Raw genomic sequence first — 16,625 nt, 5'->3', positions numbered from 1 at the left:
TTGTAGGTTAGCAACATATCATAAAAATACCCTAAAGTTTTATCTGAACAGAGAAATACTTTAACTTTATATAGTATAAAGCAAATATAACATTAGGCCTTGTAACAAAAAGTTATAGACCTCAAATACGAAAACAGACAACACTTTCAGCATGCCGCACACCTCTATCATTAGCCGCTGGAAAGCTTACGATGCTTCTGAACGCACTCGGCAATCTTTGAAGCCTGCTACAACAGTTCAAGCCCGTAGCAAGAGCACAGCAACAACAGCGCCTCCAGTAGATCGACAATCTGCTATAAACACTTCATGGATTGGGCTTGCTGCGTCAAACAGAAAACGAGCAGTCTTTGAAGTGATTTATTCCCACTTTGAGTGATTAAGTACTAGTCAGGTAGAGAACTCCCTAGCTTCTTTATGGCATCAGTTTAAATAGGGACCTAATTTATTTAACTCTAAATTCCTAAAAATTGCAAAACAAGATACTTAAACCAACAACTATAACGCTGTTCATAATCCTCTGTTTATTAATAGTCTTTCATGTTCCAGTTGAAAATTTAATTAATACAACATTAGTCAAGTATGTACTTGCTTATTGTGAGAAATCACCGTTAAACAACTTCATTTTTATTTTATTATCAATTGGCCTAATTATATACAGTTATATACATCGAAAAGCAATCATTGCTAACAACACATTAATTATTTTATTGATTGTGAGCACTATATATCTATTTTATAGAATAACTGATGCAACTTGGTCTTTTACTCCATTTTATAAGCTTGAAGGTGTCAAATATTTTGATATTGTATTACTTGCTACTGCTCTGCCTTTGGTTATAAAAGCATTAAAAGTAGTACAGCCAAAAAGAGAACAAAAAGGAGAAAAACAATCTATTTCATTCTTCAATGATGAACCTATAGATGAAAATAAACCTGATGAACTTGGGTATAATGAGTATGCAAAAACTGTAGCCGGAAAGATTGAGTCCTCCAATTTTGAAAACTCTTTTGCTATTGGTGTTAATGGAAAATGGGGAATGGGGAAAACATCTTTCTTCAACTTAATTAAAGCCAACCTAACTTCTGATAATCATATACTTGTTGATTTTAACTCCTGGAACAGTAGTAGCTCCACGGCTATTATTCAGGATTTCTTTGATACTCTACAAGATGAACTTCGACCATATTATTCATCTTTAGCTCAACAACTTATAAAGTATGCGAATAAACTCAGTTCTCTTAATGACAACACATTTACCCAGTCTTTCAGAGCATCTACCGTTTTATTAACTGGTGATTCTTCTATCTCAAACTTACATGAAGCTATTGATCATAAACTAAGGAAGATTGGTAAAAAGCTTATCATATTTGTAGATGATTTAGATCGATTAGATAAGTATGAGATATTAGAAGTTATGCGTCTTATTCGTAATACAGCAAATTTCTATAATACAATCTTTATTGTAGCGTATGACCGTGATTATGTACTTAAAGCGGTACAAGACTACAACTCTCATAATTACCAATCATACCTTGAAAAAATCTTTCAGCTAGAAATAAATCTTCCTGCTATTGATACAAGTATTTTTAAAGATAATTTATTGAAAAACTTGAAAGCTATTTTCCCTAAAAATTTGCATCAATCAATCACAACAGCTCTCTTTAGGCAATATTTTGAAAAGGAGTTAAATTTTACTTCTTGGTTAACAAGTTTGAGAGATGTTACTCGGCTTACAAATTCTATATCGGTTACAATGGAAGGCCTACAGGGAGAAGTTTATATAAAAGACTTTATATACTTACAACTTTTGCGCCTAAAATTCCCTGCAGTATATGAACACATCTCGGTAAATTATTTTAAGTACTTTACAACTCAGCAACAATCATCTATTAAACATAAATACATCTTAACTCCTAATAAAGACAACATAGTTAACATAAATACTGCTCGTGCAGACCAGTTAAAAACTTCTTCTTGTTCTACAGAGATTGAAAAGCACTTGATACTAAATCTTGACCGTTATTCTATTGATGAAGGTTCTGTAAAGAACATAATAGAACTGCTTGAGCTAACATTTAATAAGCACGCTTATGACTATCAACACCATCAGGATTTCTTATCTGTAGTATACCCTATTCATTTTAGAAAGTATTTTACTTACAACCTAACAAATAATAACTTATCAGAGGTAGCATTTACAAATGCTAGATTAAAATCACAAACTGAGTTCAATAAGTTTATTCTTGCTCGAGTATCAGAAGGATTAGACAGAGAATTAAAGACAAGATTTGAAGATATAAGAGAATATGAAAGTAGAGAAGATTTTGAAAAAATAATCAGGGGTATATTCTACTTAGCTAATTTAAAGCCAACTGATAATGACCGCTACTTTTCTATTGTTGGTTATAACGATGAAGATTTAATCAATAAACTTTCAATGTATGATTCAAGTGCTAGTACTAAATTTTACCCTTCCCCTGAAGAATATTTATTGTTCTTTTTAAGCCTGTTTAAAGAAGCAACATATCCATTTACCTTTGAGAGTAGGCTAATAGGTAGATGGCTTAAAAATTCTAATTGGAATTTACCTGTAACTAAAGACGACTTAGTGGATTGTGCAGTATCATACTTTGAAGAATATGCAAATAGGAATAATCAGATAGATGATGAATTCTGGCGCTTTTTTCAATATACACACATAACTATTCAAGCAGAAGACGGCACAAAAAAGGAAATAATACCAGATAAAGCGAGACACATTTTCAAGAAGTTTATTCTCACCAAAGATTTAGAAGGTTTTCTTAAAAGCTTAATAGTTCCAGATAGAAATAATTCAGCCAGATTTTCACTAACCAATTATGTCTTAACTTTTTGGAAAAATTGGGATGAGTTTTTAGATATACTTGAGGCTAATAAAGATGTTAACCCACTTTATATCAAAGAGTTTATAGACTTCTACAACTTATTATCAGTAAATGGTATTGAGACCCCTATTGAATATAAATTCGATGTGATACCAATAGACCTCAGCTATTAAATTACTTCATTGAAATAAGTAGGTTTACTATACACCCTAAACTATAAAGTGTATAGTAAACCTAACATTAAATTACATGTTTTTTGAATGATTTTTTATGATTCTTATTTATAGATTTGTAGATAATCCATGTAAGCACCGCAGCAATTATTAAGAAAAAGATCATGTTCCAGCGGTTGGTACTGTTGGTATTAACTACATAGGCCATGCCGATACAGTAAGCGGCAAGTTCAGAGAGCTGTCCTACTTCAAAATGTCGTTCCATACCTACCTCCTGCTGATCTTAAGTTTACTGTCTTGTTGAGGTGTTAAGGCGAACTCGTACACGCACCAGTAAGAAGCTTTTTCATTTTGCGCGATCTGGGTGTAAGCCGTAAAGTCATAGCCCGCTCCCATAAGATACTCCCGGCTAAAGGTTACGCTCTTGGCTTCTCCGAGCAGGCGCTTTAAGATGGTGCGGTTCGTGTCCAGGGCACGGTCCAGCGGGCGCTTGGCATCACGTTTCTGCTGGGCCAGCAGGTTGTTGTAGCGCACCTGGTTTTCGCGACTGGCAAAGCGCTGGTTCCGGCGACCCGGGGTGAACTCCTCTCCTGTGAGAAGATCAAGTCTTGTTTCCATGATAATAAGGGTTTAGAGTGTATAAATTAATTATATACAAATATACCTATATACAACATCAAAGTCAGGTGTCCTGAAACTTTTTTTAACTTAATTTACAGTGTATTAAATACTTACAATTCAAAAACACATACATATACATAAGAATACATACCATGTAAATGAAAGCGCATTACATGTATAGTAATATGAAATATCATGGTAGTGAAAAACTAAAAATGTACTTATGAAAAAGCCTCCAAAAAGTGCGGAAATAAAGAAGTCCAAGTCCAAAGACCATATATAGGCGTTGGACTTGGACTCATCAATTATTCTTCAAAAACACCCGGAAAAACAAGGTGGTAAAGCTCCTTTTTTCCGTGCGGAATTTTCTCCAAACGCGGTCCGGTCACATTGGCCGCAATCAGTTGCCGGTTTCCGTCTAGAAGCAATTCTTTAATGCGGTCAAAGGCCGTTCCGCGACTGCAGCCGAAGTGCTTTTTGATCATTACGATCAAATCCGCACTACTCATGGGCTCGCGCAGGTTTTCCTTCAGGAAATCAAGCAAGTCCGCAGCAGGTACCTTTGTCCGCCTACTGTCTATCGTCTGCTGAATCAATGCATCTTCAGCCAATACCAATCCGCGTTCATGCACATCATAACGCAGGTAAACAGGTGGTTGCTTGGCATTTACCCTGTTCTTGAGTGTGGACACCCGGATAAGTTCCGTATCGCGCTTTCCGGCATCCTGCTCGTAGCCGATCTGCAGCTGGGAACTAGACTTATTCTGTAGTTCTGTTCCCACATGTCCTCGTGGCTTATCTCCACCCGTCGGATTCTCATGTATCACACAGATAAAAGTGATGTTGTGCTGCGAGATTTGCATGTTCAAGAAATCCAGTAACTGCATGCTGTCAGCCGAATCGTTGAAATTGGAAACGCAGTCTGTGATCACATCTAACACCACCACCACTGCTTCGTCCGATTTGGCATTCAGCTCTAGGCGCAAATAGTCTTCCAAAGCTTGGTGTCTTTCCATTCGGGGTACTTGAATAAAGGAAAAGTAATCGAAGTTCTCCGGCTTTTCATTTTTCTTGTATCCTGCTTTTAGCTGAATTTGCTGCAAGGCGTAAGGCAACTGGTCCCTTTCATTCCGCTCTGTATCAATGTAAACCACACGGAATTTCTGAGTGCTGCTTCCGCGCCTGACCCAGGAAATGCGCTCTACCAGTTCCGGGTTCCGGGCCAACAATATGACGCAGATTAACTCCACCAGGCGGCTCTTGTGAGAGCCGGTCTTTCCCTGGATTAGATTTATTGTGTTTGGATAAATAAGGCCCTTGTCGTGAAAGAGCACATATGGGTCGGCAAACTTTATTTTATCCGCTATCCGTTGACGCAAACGTTCCCGGGAGTTTCGGATAAGCTCTAGGGTGCTGCTGGCCCCTTTGCCAGCAGCAGATGAATTAGTATGTATCACTGTAAATTAATTTTAAATGAAGTAAAGATTGATTTGAAAAGGATATGTAGGACTGAACTTATCATCTGTATACTCAACAATGAGTTTAGCGCCTTTCAGCATTTTATCCTTTGAAAGCACATGATAGATTTCCGCAATCGCTTCCAACATACTCTGATGAAAGCGCTGCCTGAAAGCAACTAGTCCCTCGTACTGCTCCTCCAGTTTCATGACATGAGCAATTCTTCTTTCTCTAATGGCTGGGCTATCGCTGGTTTCAGCCAGATAACTAAGAAGCTTTTCCTTATTTACAACTGCTAATAGGGATGCTTCTTCCACCAAAAGATTCAACTCATCTAAGGCTACTCGTGATGCATTCATATCTGGTTTTCCTTAAAAGGTTCTTTACCAGATAAATCATCTTTCCACTTTTTATCCCATCGCAGGAGCTCTGAACGTTGAATGAAGATTCTTCCTTTTAATCTTCTATGTTTAATTCTTCTATTAGAAACTAGGGACCTACGATAATCTTCACTAAAGCTGACCAATTGGACTGCGCCACGCCAGTTTAACAATTTATCACAAGATTCACATTCCTGTTTAGCCACTTCATTATCATGCACGATGCCAAGCTTAAAATAGGATATAACTTTCCCTAGCAACTCCTGGAGCTGCTTTAGAATATGATTGAAAGTACTCATACTCGTTAAGATTTACGGGAAGACAAATAGTGAGAGGCTTCTGCGCCGATTTGTTCAACGGTTTTCAACCCATTGCTTAAAGCGTACGCATCCAGGCTTTCTTGGGAAATGTAGATGATTTTTCCGCCTGGCTTTGATATGTTGATGAGCCGTTCGCGGGTTAGTTTATAGATCTGTGATCTGGAAACACCGAGGTATTCGGCAGCTTCAGGGACTCTAAAAATCTTAGACCGAGAAGAGTTTAAGCGCTCTTCCATAGTAGGCCTAACATTAGGTTTACTTTTATGTTCGTTGTTATATTTCATCTTAAAATTTATTAGTCTAATGCTGCTCGATAGAACGCATTATTGGTTAACTGTGAAGAGTTAGACATTGCTCCACTTAAGAATTTGGAAAAGGATTAGGGTATTACTTTGCCAATCTTCCCAGTATGGTATTTACTCTTCAAAAAATTGATTATTGCTTCGTTGTTTCAATGTAATGGTTCCTCCAATGAACTTCTAGGCTAATAAATTCTTCTTTCTAAATATTTGTGACTGCTTCTTTTATACCATAGGCTATAGAATTTTAAGGATTGAAAAATAATTTAATATTAAATAATACTATCATTTTGGCACTGCAAGTTATAGACAAATTCAAAATCTGCAAACATATAACTAACTGGTTATTAACATATTAAAGTTAATATATTTTCATATTTCAACGCCATTGTTAACATCTGTTAAGAAACATATAACATCTGACAAAAAATGGTCTGATTGGAAAAAAAGAAGCTTTGAAAAAAAATTAAAATAATTTTTCTCAACTTCCCTATTGATACATCAGAAGAAAAAAAAGGTTAGGTTCACCTTCTTTTCAATATAAAAATAACATAGCATGCTTTCTTAAAAAGTAATCTCAGGGAGGTTATCAACTGCCTTCTCTTTCAGGGACTCTACTAGTCGTACATACTTCTGTGTTTCTACCAGGCTGGAGTGCCCTAGTAAGCCTGACACCGAACGAATGTCTGCTCCTGTAATGAACAGGTTGGTGCCAAAGGAGTGGCGGGCACAGTGCCAGGTCACTTTCTTCTCTATACCTGCTTTTTTTGCCCAGCTTTGCAAATGTTTATTGCAGGTGTTACTAGTTGGAAGCGTAAAAACCAATTGGCGTTCATCTTGTACTTCAGGGACAGCTGCTACCTTATCTTTTTTCTTTCCGGTAGCTTTAACTTTTGGCTTAGGTCTTTTGCCCAGCAGTTTTAGCGCTGAAGAATTTAAGTTGATCACTACATCCTTGCTTGTTTTCTGCTGCTTTAAACGCATCACGTTATCAGCAATAGACTTCCATTCCAGTTCCTTTACATCGCAAAAGCGAAGGCCCGTCACGCAGCTAAACAGAAAGGCTCGTTTTACTTCCGGCAGGAAACACTCCTTATCGGCCATCTTCTGTATTTCATCAGTGGTAAGCACATCTTTTTCAATGCCTTCAGTATAGCGGTTCTCTACATCTTCAGCCGGGTTATAGCCGATAATCCCGTCTTTCACGGCCTGCTTGATTACTTTACGAAACTTTTTGAAGTAGTTATAGGGGGTAGAGCCTTTGCAGTTTAGCTCTAAATGCATTCGGAAGCGGGAACACAAACGCACCGTAATTTCAGAGAAAGGAAAGATAGGCGGCTCTCCTACAAACTTCTTGAACTGGCTGGCCATGGCCTTGATCACACGTTTATCTTTCTTTGGATACGCTTCAGTATATTCTTTCAAATACAGTAGAAAGTCCGCCTTGCGCTGAACGGATGCTTTGACGATGAGCGTGTTCTTGGAAAGCTGTAATTCGCGCTCGGACCGTATGCGCTCGGCTAATAGTTGATTGTCTTTGTTCTGCTGGCGCTCTTTGCTGGTCTTCGGGTTCTCTGTTAGGTGGAGCCCTAAAAAGTCGTACTTGCGCTTGCCATTTTCGTTGTAGTCTAGGTAAAGCGATTCACCACCCTTAGGCATTTTCCTAGCGCGTAGTTTTACCAGCTTTCCTTTTACTACCACACGGGTTTGTGGTGTCTTTTCAGGAGTGGATTCAGTTGTCTTTTTTGCCATGTTGCAGTTGGATTTTTAGCAGCTGTTTTGAAGCTGATCCAAACCTACAAGAAAGCAACAAGAGTAACAAAAAAGTAACAAAACATTTTATAACACCTGCTAACATCGGATAAGATGTAATAACAAATATGCGTTTAAATTGAATATAAGCACTTTTGTTAGCAGATACTTGCACTTTTTATCAGATGTTATCATATGATGTTGCCCTACGGACTACTGAAAGGGAAAAGTGATTATTTAGATCGCTTTTCCCTTTTTCTTTTTGCTCCAAAAACTGCTGTATCTGGCTGAAAAGGCTGGTCATCTGTGTAAGTATACTTGAAAGTTGGTCCTTGCTCTTCTGCATTGTTGAAAGAGGTCGGAGGAGTGTACATAGGCAATATTTTTCAGCAAGTCTTCTGGAGCAGAACTTGTGCCTAGGAAAGAAACCAAACCAACACCATATTTTTAAATAAGGCAGACCATTAACTAGTCTGCCTTTTATAATCATTTATACTTCCGGAGTTAACGGTGCCAGACTGAATTTATCAGCAGCGGCAGTAATAGCATTTAATTCTTCAGAAGTCAGGGTGAACTCCAAAGCTTTCGCATTGTCAGCCACCTGCTGTTCGTCTCGGGCTCCTACCAATACACAGGCAACTCCTGGCCGGTGTATCGTCCAGTTAATCACCAACTGCCCTAAAGTTATATTATACTTTTCAGCAATAGGTCTTATCACATCCAAAAGTGCCTGCGTTCGACGTATGTTTTCATCTGTATAAAAAATATTTCCCTCTCTGGTATCACCTTCATTAAACTTATGCCCAGTTCTTATCTTACCCGTCAGCAGCCCCCTTTGTAAAGGGCTGTAAGGAATAATACCTAACCCTTTCTCAATTGCCTGCGGCATAACATCTTTTTCAATACCACGATTGATCATGGAATACGGTACCTGGTTTGATACTAATTGAATGGTCTCTAATGCTTCTACGACCTGTGCTATATTATAATTGCACACGCCTGCAGCTCTTACTTTGCCTTGTTCTATCAGGCGTTGCACTGCTTCAAATGTTTCGCTAATAGGGGTAGTAGCATCAGGCCAGTGAATTTGGAAAAGATCGATATAATCTGTTTTAAGGCGGCGCAGACTAGCTTCACACTCCTGCACCACTTTTTCCTTTGATGCCCATTTATACATTTTAAACGGCCTTCCATCATTATCGACAGAATCAAAGAAATACTCTCCCTGTTCGGTTTGCCAGTTCATGCCAAACTTGGTTAATATCTGATATTGCTCACGGGGGATACCTGCCAGTGCCTTACCTACTAGCTCTTCACTGCGGCCAAATCCATACACAGGAGCAGTATCTATAGTTGTGATACCTGCATCAAAAGCAGCTTTAATGGCACGGATAGCAGCCTGTTCCTCAGCTCCACCCCACATCCATCCACCAATAGCCCAGGCACCAAAAGCCATTGGTGTTACCTTTACATCTGAATTACCTAATTTTCTTAGTTCCATTAATAGTATTTATAGTTAATGATTGCTTTCAGCAGACTCTTAACAAAGTATTTAATCAATAGTTTTTCATCATCAATGGTTTTTCATCTGTCAAGGTATTACTACCACAAGGAGTCATAGAAACTTCCTCATCCAGTTTGCGGAAACTGTTAAATGAGGTGCTTTACTGATATAGTTAGGAGGAACATTAATCCCCAAATTCTCATACAACCCCACCAAGTCCCCAAGCATAAGGTATGATTATTCCATTCTTTGGCCTATTTCGAAAGCTTTAAATATCGCTTACTTAAATAAGTAAACAGTATTTTATTTCGAGAGTAACAAAGGGGATTATAGCTGCTATTTGCTCTCTCTTTTTATATCTTACCTTTATACACTATCCGACTATATATGGTGAACAATCAGGAACAGTTGCCTATTTAACCAATTTATCTATGTCAGAGGACCCTTCATTCATTAAATGTGAGAAGGAGAAGAGACTATATATATTGCAGTCAAAATAATTTAATCCATTCAGCTACTTTAAAAACCGCCAAACCACGACTTTTTTGTCTTGGCTTCCACTTGCCATCCATTTTCCATCATTGCTAAAAGCAACCGCATTCACTTCGTTTGCATTCTCAGAATACGCATCTAAAAGCCTTCCATTTTCTATGTCCCAGAGCCGGACAGTTGTTTCCTTGTTCACTTCTGAATGGCCAAAGACATTTTGTATAAGCTCACCAATAGGTCCTTTGTCCCGGCTGCCACTCAGTAAATATTTTCCGTCGGGGCTAAAAGCGACGGAATAGACACACTCAGCTCCTCCTGTTAAACCCTGTTGTAAACGCCAGTCATAAGTACTCCAGATTTTCACGGATTTATCATCGCTGCCACTAGCCAGCTTTGTACCATCAGGACTAAAAGCAACTGAGATGATGGCTTGTTTATGGTCAGATAGTGTAGTTAATGATTTACCAGTTTGTACATCCCAAACCTTTACAGTTGCATCAAAGCTGCCGCTTGCCAAAGTATGCCCATCCGGACTAAAAGCCACAGACCAAATATTTAAGGTATGTCCTTCAAATGCCTTTATCAATGCACCGCTTTCAACATTCCACAACCTAATTTTTTTATCTTCTCCGCAACTTGCTAACATGCTTCCATCCGGGCTAAAAGTTACGTCCCAAACCGTATTTTCGTGTCCTAAATAAGTTCTGACGAGCGCCCCGTCTGCAACCCGCCATAGCCTGATTATAGCGTCGTAGCAACTGGTCACTACATAGGCTCCATCGGGACTAAAAGCAATGGATGTAACGCCTATAGGGTGCTTTAAATTCTGCACAACCTGGCCATTCTCCACCAGAAAAATCTTAGCTGTGCTATCTATACTTGCGCTGGCCAGGTATTTACTGTCAGGACTAAATTTTACATCCCATATACTTGCCTTATGCATCTGATAGGCCTGATACAGCGTAGCCATTTTTCCTTTAGTTTCAGGGGATTGGGCATTACAGGAGAAGAGTATATTGGAGCCAAGAAGCAGCGCAAAAAGTATAAGCAAATGCTTTCTGCTTACAAATACCTTAAAAGATGATTTTTTCATAAAAGTTGATTAGAAAATTGATGAATGTGATGACACGAACAAGCGTTAAGGAATTACCTTTTCATTATCTTTTGGAAATACTTCCATGTTTTTCAGTAGTGGATCAAGTACCAGGAGTTGTGGCTTTTTAGAGGTTAAAAAAGTACCTGTAATCCTGCTGTTTTGCACCCGGAACCGCTTTACAACCTGATTGCCTTTTGAGGTCATCACGCCAACTTCCAGAAATGGATCAGGAGCTATCGTATACTTTTTCCCTTTCTCTGTTGTGCTATACTTTTGAATGCTTGCCGTAAAGATTGTTTCATAAGTGCCATCCGGTTGCTTTCTGATACTTACACCTTCAACTTTGGCGTCATAAGTGATAATTTGCTTGAACAGTTCATCTATTTTGGCATGTGCACTAGCAGGAGCTACAGCATAAAAACAGTTTAACAGATCAGTAGATCTTGGAGCCGGATTCGGAAATTTATACTTGCAGTAAAAGGCTTTCAAGGCCTCATTCACCTTGGTCTCGCCTATCAGCTGCTCCAGTTGGTGCATCACTACCATACCTTTGTTGTAGACTATATGCGGACTCTCAAAATCAACCTTGTAAAGAGGCATCTCCGGGTCGTAGCCCCTACTGCTTAAGTATAAGTCCAGGTGCACTTTTAAAAGCTCCAGACTTTTTGTAAAGCCGTGTGCTCTGCGGTAGAGCATGAGTTCTGTGTACTGTGCCAACGTCTCTGTCATCAAGCTGTGGCCTTCCCGAATGTCGGGGTTAACTTGTGCACTCCCCCACCACAAATGCGCCAGTTCATGGCCTGCCAACTGGTTGGTTATATCCTGTTCATCTCCTTTGCGCAAATCTGCCTGAAAGCCTTGGTCTTCTTTGGAAAAAATAATGGTAGGATAAGCTGTAGCGGCAAAGCCTGTAGCATAAGATGAAATTTCAGCAAACCGTATGCTTTTATGGGGAAAGGGTCCGAAATTATTATGCCCGTATGCTAAGGTTGCTTTCGCATTTTCAATCAGCCTATCTACATTCTGGTAGTGCCGGGCGTCATAATACACTTCTATAGCAATGTCCTGAAAGCTATCTTTTTTCACTTTGTACTTGGCAGAGGCTACTGCAAAACGAAAAGGTATCGGGCGATCAGTTTTAAAACGTGCATAGTTTCTACCTTGCTTCTTCCAGCTTCCTACTAGTTCACCGACTCCTAAGGGAGTTTGGTCTTCGTCTGTCGATACCACAGCATCCAGTATAATAAACTGGTAATCATCAAGCGCATCAGCAAGTGCGTGCCTTAAAGGTTCCTGTTCAGGTAGTCCCCGCTCCAGCCTTTCCTTCACGTTGTCTATTTCATTTTCTGGTTGATAGCCCAAAACAGGGAAATACCTGCTGATCCTCATAAATGACCCATTAGATAGAATAGCATTGGTAGGCACGTGCTGCTGTAAAGGTGACCAGGCAGCTGTAAAGCTAAACGCTATCGTGATGCTGTCCTGCGGCACCAGTGGTTTTCGCAAATAGTAAATGTTATGTCCGAACGCTTTGTCTTCCCTAACCAGGCTGGCATTTTCAATTTTCAGGGAAGTAAGCTCAATATTTTGGTCAACAGAAATCAACAGGCTATCTATACTTACTGCTTCCCTGTTGACTGCTTTATACTTCCCTTTTACTTCGTAACGATGCTCACCCGGATATAAATCGATGGTGGTGGTGACATGGGTGATGGATGGCTGCGGAAGGCTTTCATACGTTTTATACTTCAGCTCATATGCGTACCGCCAGTCAAACTTTTCCTTTTGGTTTATACTTTCTGGATCGGCAGCTACCTGCCGGTAAATAAAAACAGAACTAGAAAGCAACAGTACTGCAGCAAATCCAATTAATACAGTAGCAGCCGGATTAAACCTTACACCACGCGTGCGGCGAATAAGAGTTGCTACCTGATTTCTGTTCCATAGCATTACGGTAATAATCAGAAGTATAACAGCTACCGAAATTTCATGAAACATCTGCCAACGGAAGGCCATACCATAGTTGTCAAAGCCGTTCATCTGAAACAAGGGTACTTCCAGGGTATTGGCAAAACGGAGCAACGGGTGTTTGATTCCTAGAGCCACTCCTAACTTACTGTTAAGAAGCAAAACAACTATAGCACTGGCTAACAATGCCAGGTACTTGTTTGCAAACAGGTTCTGCACAAACAGCAACAGGATGGTTAAAAGCACTAAGGGCAACCCAATGTAGTATAACAGCGAAGTATACACCTGCCATTCTATAATCGTATACTGGTAGTAAAACTGCACCGCCACTGCTACCACCACACTCCATAACACTAACCCAAAAACGATCAGACCAAGAGTTATCAGTTTTGAAAGATAAAGGGCAACATTGGAAACCGGAGTAGAACTAACTATAGCAAGAAAATTAACGCTCTTGCTCTTCCACAGCAATTCGCTGCTATAAAACAGAAGTATAAGAGTACCCATGAAAGGCACCGTTTCGAAAATGGCTGTTGCCATTAAACTGGAATGTGCAAAGTGTGCAGCAAAGCGCGTCCCACCGTCTATTTTGTTAGCCGTTTCAATTATCAAAAGCCCTGTTACCATCAGAAGAATTAGTACAAATGGTATTCCCCTCACCACCTGGCTCAGATCAATTCTTGTCAGGCTCCAGCTACTTTTTAGGATATGAATTGATGATTTTAACTCAACATTGATAGGCTTATAGGTAGCAGGCAACTCTTCGACAGCTTTTAGTTTACTTCCTTTCTTGGGCGCAGAAGTTTTTATACTTCTGAAGGAGAATATTCTATAAGATAAAGCAACTATAACTATAGAAACTCCCAGCCATAGAATCCTATTGATCATGAAATTACCACTCAACTTTAAAAGGTTAGCATTGCGGTTTTCTATTGTCCAGTAACGGGTTTGTTCGAAAAAGGCGGCTAGTCCGAAGGGATCTAATTTTGCCATCAGAGCCATTGCTTCAGGAGATGCAGGAGAAGCACCAGCCATAAGGGGCGAGTTAGAGAAAATGGAGCCTGTAATGTATAAGATGTATAACAATAAGCCAGCAGTGTACACACCCAATGAACTTTTGCTTAACCATGCAATGCTGGCTGTAAAAGCTATGCATAAAATGATGTTCGGAATGGCAAGAACAAGTACAGGCCATACGTAATGGATTGCTGTAAACGACCCACGCTCTGCGGCAGGCAACCATGGCATGTAAGCCCCAATCAGGATCCCCAAAGCGCCAACACAAAGTATAAATAATGATGTACCAAATAAGGCTATAAACTGACTAGACAGGTAACTGCTTTTGCCTATAGGTGTTGCATATAAGATTCCCTCAAACTTAAACTCCCTGTCTTTCAGGAATGACTGAGCTACTGTTACTGTTACCGGGAAAATTATACCTAAAGTCAGAATGCCAACCATGTAGGTAATGCTGTATGGAGCATTGCGGTACACATCCGGATAAGGTAAATGGCGCACACTCCCCATCATAAAGCCGAAGAGCAAAAAGCTTAGCAACGCCACATAGGTTAAGGGCTTGCGCAGTTGGTACAGTAGCTCAAACCTGGTTAAGTACATCAGCATAGTTCCGCGGTTTTAAGGTTAGGAGTAAATGCAGAAAATAAAGTGCTGAAGTAGACATCTTCCAGATCCGGAGTTACCAGTTCAAAACCATCACCAGGCTTTCCATCAGACAGTGCATGTATTTTAGTTTTGCCCGCATAAAAACGCTTTGATATAATGTTTAAATGGGCCTGTTCTGCCAGTTCAGTTATGTTTAAGGTTTTAGCCCATACTTTACCCTGCAACTCCTGTATGAATATATCCGGTGAGCCTTGCGCCAGTACGCTCCCCTCGCTGATAATCGCCATCTGCGGGCATAGATCCCGAACGTCTTCCACAATATGGGTTGAAAGTATAACTATTACCTGCTCCCCAATTTCCAGCAGTAGATTATGGAAGCGATTGCGTTCCTCAGGATCTAGGCCGGCAGTAGGTTCATCCGCAATAATTACTTTGGGATTTCCTAACAGCGCCTGCGCAATACCGAAGCGTTGGCGCATTCCACCAGAAAAAGAGCTTACAGCTTTGTCTTTGTGCTGCCACAGGTTTGTCTGGTGTAACAGCTCTTTAATTTGCTTGCTTCGGTCACTATAGTTCAGGATTCCTTTTAAAACGGCAATGTGATCAAGTAAATGATAGGCTGATACATTAGGATAAACCCCAAACTCCTGAGGAAGGTACCCTAAGCTCTTTCGCATGTAGTCAGGTTCCTGAAGTATATCAACTCCGTTAAAGGTTATACTTCCGGTATCAGGTTCCTGCAGGGCAGCAATGGTACGCATAAGTGTAGATTTACCGGCCCCGTTCGGCCCTAGCAAACCAAACATCCCGTTGGTTATTTCCAGCGATACCTGGATAAGGGCTGTGACTCCGTTAGCGTATGTTTTTCGGATATTCTTAATACTTAGCGTGTTCATCATCTTATTTCAAAAGCTTTATCGTAAATATTTAGGCAAAGGGCAGCCTGTCCTGCTTTTTTAAGCAGGTGTAAAGTGATACATACTGGCAAAGTGGAGTCTGTTCAGCCTTTGTTAAAGCTGAAAAAAGTATATTATAGTATTGTTGTTTTTATTACTCGCGGTATTCCAGAATATCTCCTGGCTGGCAATCCAACGCCCGGCAGATACTCTCCAGTGTATTAAGCTTAATTGCTTTGGCTTTTCCTGTTTTAAGTATAGATAAGTTAGCAGTAGTCAGACCAATAATCTCGGCCAGCTCATTCGACTTCATTTTCCGTTTTGCAAGCATCACGTCGAGGTTTATAATAATGGGCATAGCTAAATTGTAAGGTCCTGGTCGTTTTGTAGTAAAACCCCCTGATTAAAAATGCTGGCCATGAAATAAGCAAAAATGCCTATCACACCATGCAGCAGCGTAAAGACGATCAGGTACTGGATGTATTCTTCGAAGAAAAGACTAATAAGCAGCACAACTGTTGGTACTATGAAATTGGCCATGTAGAAAATGGTAAGCGTTTGCACGCCATTCTGCGTAAAGAGCTTTTCCTGTTTAAATATTTTAAACACTTCACTTAGCAGCCAGGCAAACGTGCCATACCCAACAACGCCCAGCATCATCATCAGTATAAACTCAAAAGTATATTCCCCAAGAAGGAAGGGCGTCTTCGTAAATGGATACATAATAGTAAACCGCCCCTGCGCAGTTGTTTCGACCCAGCTTATGCCGGAAAAAACTTCGTTTGCTGCCAGTACAAGTGTGGCATAAAGTGCTGTAACAAAATAAACCACAGCTACTGCTCTGCTGATTAAAAAAAGGATGCTGGCGATAATTCTTACGTTCTTCATAGTCTTATGCATTTTCAATAACCAAAAATAACAATAAATTATCGAATTACAATAATTTATTAATCTATTTTAGTAATAAATTTAAAATTGAGGTGAATAAATTTGCATGAGCATCTCCCTAAAACTATTCATTAAATAGCAGTAGCTTTACAATGCTACTATAACCAACTAATAGCTTGCACCTGGCACTTATTAGGTATGAGTTATATGCTAAGGCATAACTAATTATTTAATATTAGATATTCTATTGCCTCGAATATCCATTAGCTAAACCAGTTTTTATATTCTAAATT

14 protein-coding genes are annotated in these 16,625 nt (G+C 39.7%); 1 reads left to right on the top strand and 13 read right to left on the bottom strand.

All coding sequences use genetic code 11. The features are described 5' to 3' along the window. Nucleotides 1-467 precede the first annotated feature (467 nt). Entirely contained in the window at nucleotides 468-3,038 is a 2,571-nt protein-coding gene (locus MJ612_RS03615) for a KAP family P-loop NTPase fold protein (protein ID WP_187029530.1), read from the top strand. Between the two features lie 67 nt (nucleotides 3,039-3,105). Here the strand turns inward: MJ612_RS03615 and MJ612_RS03610 are convergent, their stop codons facing one another. The 13 genes from MJ612_RS03610 to MJ612_RS03550 form a co-directional block, all read right to left on the bottom strand. Next, nucleotides 3,106-3,303: a hypothetical protein gene (locus tag MJ612_RS03610; RefSeq protein WP_187029528.1), complete on the bottom strand. Its 198-nt coding sequence runs from the start codon at nucleotides 3,301-3,303 to the stop codon at nucleotides 3,106-3,108. A gap of 2 nt (nucleotides 3,304-3,305) precedes the next feature. Beyond that, on the bottom strand, nucleotides 3,306-3,656 hold the full coding sequence (locus MJ612_RS03605; protein ID WP_187029526.1) for a hypothetical protein: 351 nt from the start codon (nucleotides 3,654-3,656) through the stop codon (nucleotides 3,306-3,308). 308 nt (nucleotides 3,657-3,964) lie between these two features. Beyond that, entirely contained in the window at nucleotides 3,965-5,116 is a 1,152-nt protein-coding gene (locus MJ612_RS03600; RefSeq protein WP_187029524.1) for a P-loop NTPase family protein, read from the bottom strand. 12 nt (nucleotides 5,117-5,128) lie between these two features. Then, nucleotides 5,129-5,476 (bottom strand): hypothetical protein, encoded by a 348-nt coding sequence (locus MJ612_RS03595; protein ID WP_187029520.1) that lies wholly within the window; start codon nucleotides 5,474-5,476, stop codon nucleotides 5,129-5,131. Next, nucleotides 5,473-5,796: a hypothetical protein gene (locus MJ612_RS03590; RefSeq protein ID WP_187029518.1), complete on the bottom strand. Its 324-nt coding sequence runs from the start codon at nucleotides 5,794-5,796 to the stop codon at nucleotides 5,473-5,475. The genes MJ612_RS03595 and MJ612_RS03590 overlap by 4 nt, the downstream gene beginning before the upstream one ends. 5 nt (nucleotides 5,797-5,801) lie before the next feature. Continuing rightward, complete coding sequence (locus tag MJ612_RS03585) at nucleotides 5,802-6,053, bottom strand: helix-turn-helix domain-containing protein (RefSeq protein WP_187029516.1); 252 nt, start codon at nucleotides 6,051-6,053, stop codon at nucleotides 5,802-5,804. A 627-nt stretch (nucleotides 6,054-6,680) separates the two neighbouring features. Next, nucleotides 6,681-7,868, bottom strand: coding sequence for a site-specific integrase (locus tag MJ612_RS03580; protein WP_187029514.1), 1,188 nt, complete (start codon nucleotides 7,866-7,868; stop codon nucleotides 6,681-6,683). A 490-nt stretch (nucleotides 7,869-8,358) separates the two neighbouring features. Beyond that, entirely contained in the window at nucleotides 8,359-9,369 is a 1,011-nt protein-coding gene (locus MJ612_RS03575; RefSeq protein ID WP_187029512.1) for an aldo/keto reductase, read from the bottom strand. 517 nt (nucleotides 9,370-9,886) lie between these two features. Next, a complete protein-coding gene (locus MJ612_RS03570; RefSeq protein ID WP_187029510.1) occupies nucleotides 9,887-10,954 on the bottom strand; it encodes a WD40 repeat domain-containing protein in 1,068 nt (355 codons plus the stop codon). A 45-nt stretch (nucleotides 10,955-10,999) separates the two neighbouring features. Beyond that, nucleotides 11,000-14,548, bottom strand: coding sequence for a M1 family aminopeptidase (locus MJ612_RS03565; RefSeq protein WP_187029508.1), 3,549 nt, complete (start codon nucleotides 14,546-14,548; stop codon nucleotides 11,000-11,002). Then, nucleotides 14,542-15,447, bottom strand: coding sequence for an ABC transporter ATP-binding protein (locus MJ612_RS03560; protein WP_317233028.1), 906 nt, complete (start codon nucleotides 15,445-15,447; stop codon nucleotides 14,542-14,544). The genes MJ612_RS03565 and MJ612_RS03560 overlap by 7 nt, the downstream gene beginning before the upstream one ends. Nucleotides 15,448-15,598: 151 nt before the next feature. Further along, the gene (locus MJ612_RS03555; RefSeq protein WP_187029506.1) at nucleotides 15,599-15,802 is read right to left on the bottom strand and encodes a helix-turn-helix domain-containing protein; all 204 of its coding nucleotides are present in this window, start codon (nucleotides 15,800-15,802) and stop codon (nucleotides 15,599-15,601) included. A gap of 2 nt (nucleotides 15,803-15,804) precedes the next feature. Further along, nucleotides 15,805-16,332, bottom strand: coding sequence for a DUF2975 domain-containing protein (locus MJ612_RS03550; RefSeq protein WP_187029504.1), 528 nt, complete (start codon nucleotides 16,330-16,332; stop codon nucleotides 15,805-15,807). Between the last annotated feature and the right edge of the window lie 293 nt (nucleotides 16,333-16,625).

The sequence above is a fragment of the Pontibacter deserti genome (assembly GCF_023630255.1).
GTDB lineage: Bacteria > Bacteroidota > Bacteroidia > Cytophagales > Hymenobacteraceae > Pontibacter > Pontibacter deserti.
This window is presented reverse-complemented; position numbering and strand designations above follow the sequence as displayed.

What these genes read in the sequence shown, in the direction of transcription:
- MJ612_RS03610 (WP_187029528.1), bottom strand. Translation starts at nt 3,303, where the DNA reads ATGGAACGACATTTTGAAGTAGGACAGCTCTCTGAACTTGCCGCTTAC.
- MJ612_RS03605 (WP_187029526.1), bottom strand. Translation starts at nt 3,656, where the DNA reads ATGGAAACAAGACTTGATCTTCTCACAGGAGAGGAGTTCACCCCGGGT.
- MJ612_RS03595 (WP_187029520.1), bottom strand. Translation starts at nt 5,476, where the DNA reads ATGAATGCATCACGAGTAGCCTTAGATGAGTTGAATCTTTTGGTGGAA.
- MJ612_RS03590 (WP_187029518.1), bottom strand. Translation starts at nt 5,796, where the DNA reads ATGAGTACTTTCAATCATATTCTAAAGCAGCTCCAGGAGTTGCTAGGG.
- MJ612_RS03585 (WP_187029516.1), bottom strand. Translation starts at nt 6,053, where the DNA reads ATGGAAGAGCGCTTAAACTCTTCTCGGTCTAAGATTTTTAGAGTCCCT.
- MJ612_RS03580 (WP_187029514.1), bottom strand. Translation starts at nt 7,868, where the DNA reads ATGGCAAAAAAGACAACTGAATCCACTCCTGAAAAGACACCACAAACC.
- MJ612_RS03575 (WP_187029512.1), bottom strand. Translation starts at nt 9,369, where the DNA reads ATGGAACTAAGAAAATTAGGTAATTCAGATGTAAAGGTAACACCAATG.
- MJ612_RS03570 (WP_187029510.1), bottom strand. Translation starts at nt 10,954, where the DNA reads ATGAAAAAATCATCTTTTAAGGTATTTGTAAGCAGAAAGCATTTGCTT.
- MJ612_RS03565 (WP_187029508.1), bottom strand. Translation starts at nt 14,548, where the DNA reads ATGCTGATGTACTTAACCAGGTTTGAGCTACTGTACCAACTGCGCAAG.
- MJ612_RS03560 (WP_317233028.1), bottom strand. Translation starts at nt 15,447, where the DNA reads ATGATGAACACGCTAAGTATTAAGAATATCCGAAAAACATACGCTAAC.
- MJ612_RS03555 (WP_187029506.1), bottom strand. Translation starts at nt 15,802, where the DNA reads ATGCCCATTATTATAAACCTCGACGTGATGCTTGCAAAACGGAAAATG.
- MJ612_RS03550 (WP_187029504.1), bottom strand. Translation starts at nt 16,332, where the DNA reads ATGAAGAACGTAAGAATTATCGCCAGCATCCTTTTTTTAATCAGCAGA.